This window comes from Corynebacterium sp. (assembly GCF_022712275.1).
Taxonomy (GTDB): Bacteria; Actinomycetota; Actinomycetes; order Mycobacteriales; family Mycobacteriaceae; genus Corynebacterium.
Genome location: NZ_JALAGU010000053.1, coordinates 174,908 through 182,035, shown reverse-complemented (window position 1 = coordinate 182,035; position 7,128 = coordinate 174,908). Strand labels below are relative to the sequence as shown.

8 protein-coding genes and 1 pseudogene are annotated in these 7,128 nt (G+C 67.3%); 5 read left to right on the top strand and 4 right to left on the bottom strand.

Translation table 11 applies throughout. From position 1 onward, the window contains the following. Nucleotides 1-181: pseudogene (locus Q0A27_RS13930) on the top strand (HNH endonuclease); the annotation flags it as partial. A 25-nt stretch (nt 182-206) separates the two neighbouring features. After that, nucleotides 207-881, top strand: coding sequence for a pentapeptide repeat-containing protein (locus tag Q0A27_RS13925; protein WP_291476325.1), 675 nt, complete (start codon nt 207-209; stop codon nt 879-881). A 6-nt stretch (nt 882-887) separates the two neighbouring features. Here the strand turns inward: Q0A27_RS13925 and Q0A27_RS13920 are convergent, their stop codons facing one another. Continuing rightward, nucleotides 888-1,607 (bottom strand): hypothetical protein, encoded by a 720-nt coding sequence (locus Q0A27_RS13920; RefSeq protein WP_291476324.1) that lies wholly within the window; start codon nt 1,605-1,607, stop codon nt 888-890. Nucleotides 1,608-1,650: 43 nt separating this feature from the next. Between Q0A27_RS13920 and Q0A27_RS13915 the strand changes: the two genes are divergently transcribed. Beyond that, nucleotides 1,651-2,349, top strand: a complete 699-nt coding sequence (locus Q0A27_RS13915; RefSeq protein WP_291476323.1) for an aspartate/glutamate racemase family protein — start codon at nt 1,651-1,653, stop codon at nt 2,347-2,349. Here the strand turns inward: Q0A27_RS13915 and Q0A27_RS13910 are convergent. Next, nucleotides 2,268-3,218, bottom strand: coding sequence for a rhodanese-related sulfurtransferase (locus tag Q0A27_RS13910; RefSeq protein ID WP_291476320.1), 951 nt, complete (start codon nt 3,216-3,218; stop codon nt 2,268-2,270). The genes Q0A27_RS13915 and Q0A27_RS13910 overlap by 82 nt on opposite strands. A gap of 22 nt (nt 3,219-3,240) precedes the next feature. Next, the gene (locus Q0A27_RS13905) at nt 3,241-3,792 is read right to left on the bottom strand and encodes a GNAT family N-acetyltransferase (RefSeq protein WP_291476318.1); all 552 of its coding nucleotides are present in this window, start codon (nt 3,790-3,792) and stop codon (nt 3,241-3,243) included. 162 nt (nt 3,793-3,954) lie between these two features. On the opposite strand from Q0A27_RS13905, the gene Q0A27_RS13900 reads away from it, so the two are divergent. Next, a complete protein-coding gene (locus Q0A27_RS13900; RefSeq protein WP_291476316.1) occupies nt 3,955-4,776 on the top strand; it encodes a cutinase family protein in 822 nt (273 codons plus the stop codon). Between the two features lie 17 nt (nt 4,777-4,793). Then, nucleotides 4,794-5,222, top strand: a complete 429-nt coding sequence (locus Q0A27_RS13895; protein WP_291476315.1) for a hypothetical protein — start codon at nt 4,794-4,796, stop codon at nt 5,220-5,222. Between the two features lie 236 nt (nt 5,223-5,458). On the opposite strand, the gene Q0A27_RS13890 is transcribed toward Q0A27_RS13895, so the two are convergent. Continuing rightward, a complete protein-coding gene (locus Q0A27_RS13890; protein WP_291476313.1) occupies nt 5,459-6,886 on the bottom strand; it encodes an FAD-dependent oxidoreductase in 1,428 nt (475 codons plus the stop codon). Nucleotides 6,887-7,128 lie beyond the last annotated feature (242 nt).

Sequence of the window (7,128 nt, the reverse complement as noted above, 5' to 3'; positions counted from 1 at the left end):
GGCCGTGATCAACGGGATGTGCCTGTGCCGGCTGCATCATGCCCTGAAAACTGCGGGACTGTGGGCGGCGGAGACCACCGATGGTGGGGTGACGGTGATCTGGACCGGCCCGGCAGGTGTCATCGCGGTGACCGAGGCTGATGGTCCCCTGTCCCCGGCCAGAGCCGGGCCCGACATCTGATCCGGCACGCCCTATCCTGGGCATCATGCATTCCGCCCCCACCGTCGCCCCCGACGTCGGTCGCCTCGCCGCGTCCGTCGATGGTTTTCCCGGCCGACTCGACGAGATCGACCCCTCCCTGCTCGGCCCCCGCCAGGACCACGAGCTCGTACGTATCACCGACGGCGACATCTCCCGCGACCTCTCCGGCATGACTCTCATCGACAGTCGCCTGGAGAACCTCACCGCCCACGGCGCGGTCCTCACCGGAGCCCGGATCACCGACTGCATCCTCACTGCAGTGAACGCCACCTCCCTGAACGCCGACCGGATCGGCCTGCAGGACGTCATCGTCCGCGATTCCCGCCTGGGTGCCGTCGACCTGGCGGACGCAGGGATCCACGGTCTGATCATCGAGCGCTGCAGCATCGACTTCCTCAACCTGCGGGGTACGGACCTCACCGACGTCCTCTTCCGTGACTGCCGGATCGGGGACCTCGACCTCGGCGGTGTCCGGGCTGACCGGATCGCCTTCGAGGACTGCCAGGTGGACGCCTTCGACGCGGTCAACGCGAAGGCCCGGAATGTGGACCTGCGCGGCCTCGAGATCCACGGAGTCCGCAATCCGGACGGACTGCGGGGGATGACGCTGTCCCCGGTCCAGGTCGCCCTGCTGTCCACCTCTTTCGCCGCCCACCTGGGCGTCAGGGTCGAGGACTGAACGAGGTCAGCTCTCGCCGTGCACGGCCTCGATCTCGACCTGCACCAGCCAGCCCTCCACCGGCTGCTCGGCGACCCCCACGGTGACCATTGTCGGCCTGGTGCGGTTGTCCGTCCCCGGGTAGAGCTCACTGGTCGGGGACGCCTCCGCCTCCGGGGAGGTCGACTCCGTCGGTTCATCCGAGACGGACGCAGATGCAGTCGCAGAGGCCGATGCCGACGCGGACGCCGAGGTGGTCTCCACCGGCTCTTCGAGCAGCGACCGGCCCGTGTCCCGGTCGATGTTGGCGAAGTAGCGGCGGTAGGCGCGCTCCCAACCGTCGAAGTCCGCGCCGTCGTCACCGTCCGCGGCGAGATAGACCCGCACCGTACCCACCTCGTAGAGCTTGAGCTTGCGGTCGGTGAGCAGGTCCTCGAGCTGCGAGAGCACCTGGAGGGACTGCGCCTCGGTGACGGTCATGTCCTCGGGCAGCTTGCCGTCGTCATCGAGCAGGTCCGGATCGACGAAGGACATCGGGTCGCCGTCCTCGGCCATGTAGTTCAGGCGCTCCGGGCCGGTGGCGGAGGAACGGAAGATCGAGGCGTCTGCGGGAACGGAGATGCCGGCGGCGGCCGCGTCGGTCTCGTCGGAGACGGAACTGCTGAACACCGCTTCGTCGGCGCAGGCGCTCACGGTGAGCATCAGGGCTCCGCCGGTGAGCAGGGCAGCGGTGCGCGGGTGTCGCATGTGATCCTCCGGAATTGTCGAACGTCCGGCTACCATCATACGAATGTCAGAGCAGAGCCCGGGCGTGGTCCTGGTCAACCCGAACACCAACCGTGCGACCACGGCCATGATGGGACGACGACTTCAGACGGCGCTCGCCGACATGGACTGCAACCTGCAGGTCACGGCGTTGACCGTGACGGCAGGCCCCGCGATGATCACCGGCCCTGGGGCGCTGGCGGATGCGGCCGGGCACGTCGTCGACCTGGTGCAGGGGCTGGCTCGGGTTCCGGAGGACGCCCCGAGGGTGGTGGTCGCGGCATTCGGTGACCCCGGCGTCCCCGAACTGCAGGACGCAGGCTTCAGGGTGACCGGTATCGGTGAGGCGGCGGTGCGTGCCGCAGTCGAGGGAGGACGCCGGTTCGCGGTCGCCACGACCACACCGGACCTCGCAGACTTGATCACCGGTCTGGTGCCCCGGGCCCTGGGGAAGGGGAGCGCGGCGGACCTGTTCACCGGGGTGGAGCTGACCACCACCGAGCCACTGGTGCTGGCCGAGGACCCGGTGGCCTGTCGGGAGGAGCTGGACGCGGTGGTCAGGCGGTGTCTGGTGGCCGGGGCGCAGCGCGTCGTCATCGGTGGCGGGCCGCTGGGTGACGCCGCCGCCGACCTGGCGGGGCGCTACCCGGACGTGATCGTCGAGCCGTTGACCGCCGCGGCGGCAGAGCTCTCGGCAGCAGCTGCCACGCCGCGGCACTCCTGACGTCCACAGTGCGCGGTCGCCGGATCAGCGACGCAGTCATCGCAGATGAGCACCATGTCACGGCAGTCGCCGTTGATGCAGTTGCGGTAGGTGTTCGTGGGCTCGCCACAGTGGATGCAGTGGCCGAGCTGCGCGGCGTCCTCGCTGAACTCGACGTGCATCCGACGGTCGAAGACGTACAGTGAGCCCTCCCAGAGACCGGCGTCCCCGAACTGTTCGCCGTAGCGGACGATGCCGCCGTCGAGCTGGTAGATTTCGCCGAAACCGCGGTCCACCATGAGTTTGCTGAGGACCTCGCAGCGCACACCGCCTGTGCAGTACGTGACGACCGGGCGACCTTTGAGCTCGTCGTACTTGCCCGAGTCCAGTTCCTCGAGGAAGTCACGGGTGGTGGTGGCGTCCGGCACGACGGCGTTGCGGAACCGGCCGATCGCCGCCTCCATGGCATTGCGGCCGTCGAAGAAGACGACGTCGTCGCCGCGCTCGGCGACCAGGTCGTTGACCTGGGTGGGGCTCAGGCGGACGCCGCCACCGACCACGCCGTGCTCGTCAACCTCCAGGTCGTCCGCGGCGCCGAAGGTGACGATCTCGTCGCGGACCTTCACCGACAGTTTCGGGAAGTCCTCGGCGCAGCCGGCGGACCACTTGAACTCCATGTCGTGGAATCCCGGGTACTCGCGGGTGCGGCGGATGTAGGTCTTGACCGAGGCCAGGGCCCCGCCGACGGTGCCGTTGATCCCGTCACGGCTGATGATGATCCGCCCACGCAGCCCCAGGGACTCGCAGAGGGTGCGCTGCCAGAGCTTCACCGCGGTCGGGTCGGCGACCGGGGTGAAGCGGTAGTAGAGGAGGATGCGGGATTCACTCACGTCTGACGAGTCTAGGCGGTGCCTAGAGCGTGAGGTGCATCTCCTGGTGCTCGATGCCCTCGACGGTGAAGGGGGCACCGATGGGCTCGAAACCGTAGGAGGCGTAGAAGGGCTGGGTGGCGACCTGGGCGTCGATCTTGACGATGGCGGTCTCGGTCACGGGATCGAGGGCGGCGGCGCGACCGCGGGCGACCTCGAGGGTGGCGTCCACGATCTGGCGGGCGATGCCGAAGCCGCGGAATTCGGGCAGGACAGCGAGGCGTCCGACCTGCTGTTCTTCGGCGGGGCCGAAGATGCGGGCGGTGCCGACAAGTCGCAGCGGGGAGCCCGGGTCCGGGGTGCCCCAGCGGTAGTTCGGCGCGTGGCCGGGGTGGACGTAGGCGAGGACGTGGTGGGTCCCGGGCTCGGCGTCGGCATCGTCGATCTCGGCGAAGGTGGTGTGCTGCTCGTTGACGAAGGTGTCCACGCGCAGCTTGTAGAGGGCATGGACCTGGCCCGGCTGCATGGCGAGCAGCTGCTTGCCGGTGATGTGGACTTCGGGGGTCTCGGAGGCGGTCTCCTGGCTATCGGTCATGGCGTACAGGATAGACGGCTTCCGGGGGTGACTGTGGCGGGATGCCGGATTTTCTGCGGGCCCGTCTCCGCAGGTGGGAAACTATTTTGACGGTGAACGAACCTGGTGGTCCGGTATTCTTGGACCGTTTTCCCGACGCCACAGTAAGGATCACCGCGACCCATGCCGCACCAGTCTTCCCCGTCATCCCACCGACGCCGCTGGCTGATCGCTGGCGCCGCTGTCATTCTGATTGTCGTTCTCGCCCTCGCGCTTGTCGTGGGTGTCGGTGGACGGGGCGGTTCCGACGATACTGCGTCCACCTGTGCGGACGTGGAGTTCATCGGCGCGGCGGGATCCGGGCAGCGGGAGGTGGACGCCGAGACCGACCTCATCGACGATGACGGGGTCGGCAGTATCGTCGCGGACACCTACCGGAATCTCCGCGACGATCTTCCGGAGGATGTGACGGTGAATCTCCGGGCGGTGGAGTATCCGGCGATGGCCGTTCCCCAGGGGGCTGACCGTGCGGCATGGTCGGAGTTCCTTGACTCGGTCGCCGAGGGGGCGGACGCCGCGGAGCAGCTCATCGCCGACACCATCGGGGAGTGCGGGGAGGACGCGAAGATCGTGGTTGCGGGATACTCGCAGGGTGCCATGGCGATGCACCGTGCGCTTGAGGCACTCGGCCCGACGGTGCAGATCGTGGCGGGCGTCCTCATCGGGGACGGGGACAAGATGCCGGACGACAATGTCCGGGGGCTGCCGGAGTACGACACGGCTTCCAGTGAGGGCATCGCCCAGGTGGCCAAGAGTGCGGGGATCGATTCCGGGGCCACCGATGTGCTGCTGCCGGAGGAGTGGTCGGCGATCATCATCGACGCCTGCGCTGACGGTGATGTGGTGTGTGCGCCGGATTCACTGTCCCTGGGGAATCTGGACGCGCACCAGAGCTATGACGCCGATGACTGGCGTGAGGAACTGATGGGCCTCGTATCCGATTAGGAAGTTGGGATACTGATATGACGCTCTCCCGGTGCGTTGCAGTTCCCGCGCTTATGCTCACCACGGTCCTTGTACTCGGGGCCTGCAGCGACAGTGACCGCGACGGAGGAGGGGAGACTACCGCTGAGAGTGCCGGTGTCGACGTCTCCGACGGTGCCGTCGAGGTCCGGGCCGGTCTGGCGATGCTCTACCCCGGGGCCTTTGACGGCGTCAGCGTGGACGACTTCCGTGACCCGGAGGTGACGGCCGGTGAGCTCACCGGCGATTTCGAGTATGCCGTGGCGGACCTCAATGCCGACGAGACACCCGATCCGACGGTGACTGCCCCGTGGGGGAGCACGTCCGTGACCGCCACCGGTCCCTCGACCAATGAGACCTGCACCATGAGCGTGCAGCTCGGGGACTGGCTCATCCGGTGCGAGGTGCACCGGAGGAAACGGGGCTGAGATCCGTTTCGAGAAGTGCGGCCAAGGTGAACTGATGGGACTCCTCGGCTGACAGTGTCCGCTGGGCGCGGTGCGTCTGGACGAGGGCACCGCGCAGTAGACCGGGACGCGTGAAACACCGGTCAAGATCGGACCTGTTTTCTAGACCGGCCCGATAACTGCAGACGCCACCGACAGGAAACCCCGGGTCCTCTGGCGAACCAGGGGAACCGGGGATGTCTGTGAAAAGGGGGAGACTACGCCTCGACGCGGGCCTCGCCGGAGGAGTACCGGATCATCTCCTCGATGTCACGGACCTTCTTGCGCTCGCGACCCTCGGCCTCGCCCAGGGCGCGCTCGTGGGCGTCGAGGTTGTACCAGCCCTCCCAGGTGGAGTAGTTGATACCGCGGGAATGCAGCAGCTCGATGACACCCTCTTCCGAGGCGTCCTCCGGGGCGAAGCCGATGCCCTGCGCGGCGTCCTCGAGGAGGTTGGCGACGGCCTGGTTGGCGTCGCCCTTGGTGTTGCCGATGAGGCCCACCGGGCCACGACGCACCCAGCCGGTGGCGTAGACGCCGGGCAGGGTCTCACGCAGCTCGGCCTCCGGGTCGGCGGAGCCGGGGACGCCGGCGATGCCGTCTGCGGTCGGACCCTCGGTGAGGACGCGGCCACCGACGTTCGGGATGACCAGTTCCTTCTCGTCCCAGGGGATGTCCTCGGGGCGGTCGGACTTGTAGCCGACGGCGCGGTAGACGTCGCCGACCGGCCACTCGGTGAGCTTGCCGGTGCCGACGACCTTGCCGTCGGCGTACTCGGTGCGCTCGGTCACCAGGCCGGTGACCTTGCCGTCAGTGCCGGTCTTGACCTCGACGGGGGACTCGAAGAAGTGCAGGTACAGCTTGTGCGGGGCACCCTTCGGGTCGTTGATGGCGTAGTTCTCGAGGATGGTGCAGACCTGGTCGGTGATCTTCGAGTTGTGACGGGCCTCCATGGACGCCTCGTCGTAGTCGATGTCCTCCGGGTCCACGACGACCTCGATGGTCGGGGAGTGGTTGAGCTCCTTGAGCTCCAGCGGGGTGAACTTCGCCTGGGCCGGGCCGCGGCGTCCGAAGACGTGGACCTCCTTGGCCTGGTTGTCCTTGAGGGACTCGTAGACGTTGTCCGGGATCTCGGTGACGCGCAGTTCCTCACCGGTCTTGGCGAGGACGCGGGCGATGTCGAGGCCGACATTGCCGACGCCGATGACGGCGACGGAGTCGGCGGGCTGGGTCCAGGAATCGGAGAAGTGCGGGTTGGCGTCGTAGAAACCGACGAACTTGCCGGCGCCGATGGTGTGCTCGCCGCCGGGGATGTCCAGGTCGCGGTCGTCGGTGGCGCCGGTGGCGTAGATGACGGCGTCGTAGTACTTCTTCAGGTCATCGAGGGTGATGTCCTTGCCGACGTTGATGTTGCCGAGCAGGCGGATCTGGGGTTTGTCGAGAACCTTGTGAAGGCTCTTGATGATGCCCTTGATACGTGGGTGGTCGGGGGCGACGCCGTAGCGGATCAGTCCGAACGGGGCGGGCATGCGCTCGTAGAGGTCGATGGAGACGTCCTGGCCGGACTTCATCAGGGCATCGGAGGCGTAGATACCGGCCGGGCCGGATCCGATGACGGCGACGCGCAGCGGGCGGTTGTCAGACATGAATTCGTTGGTCCAATCCGTTGAGTGGCAGTACTTCCACGTTAGTCTGCCCTGACTTGAACTGGAACCCTCGTCGCGGGCCGGGAGTGGCCGCGGCGGATCAGTGGTTGATCGTGGGCGGGTCAGGGCAGACCGGGTACAGGTGTGACGGCCCATGACTATAGACCGAGTGGTCTGTTCAGTGCAAGGGGAGCGGAATTGAGGTGGCCCTGCGTTGTGGATATGTACCGAGCGGTCTAGTG